This is a genomic window from Bartonella sp. AA81SXKL (assembly GCF_042196945.1).
GTDB lineage: Bacteria > Pseudomonadota > Alphaproteobacteria > Rhizobiales > Rhizobiaceae > Bartonella.
Map to the genome: position 1 here is coordinate 1 of NZ_JBHIRH010000295.1, position 334 is coordinate 334.

Sequence of the window (334 nt, forward strand, 5' to 3'; positions counted from 1 at the left end):
GTGCTCCTGGACGACATATTATACAAAATAGTTTGGCTGTTATTGCTGCTTGTGATGCCATTGGTGTTGATTTAGAACCTGTTTTGCTCTCTTTGAGCTATTTTTCTCCTCAAAAGGGGCGCGGTGTTCGTTATCGATTGTCTTTACCAAGTGGAGGCGAATTTTATTTAATTGATGAAAGCTATAATGCAAATCCTGCATCTATGCGTGCGGCTCTTGATCTGCTTGCTATAGGGCCAGTCGGTGTGGAGGGAAGGCGAATTGCTATTTTGGGTGATATGCTGGAATTGGGGGCTTATAGTGAAAAACTCCATCGTGACTTAGTAAAGCCAGT

General features: G+C 43.1%; 1 pseudogene. It reads left to right on the top strand.

Features of this window, described 5'->3' with window-relative positions:
* Positions 1-334, top strand: a pseudogene (locus tag ACFINZ_RS11215) (glutamate ligase domain-containing protein); the annotation flags it as partial.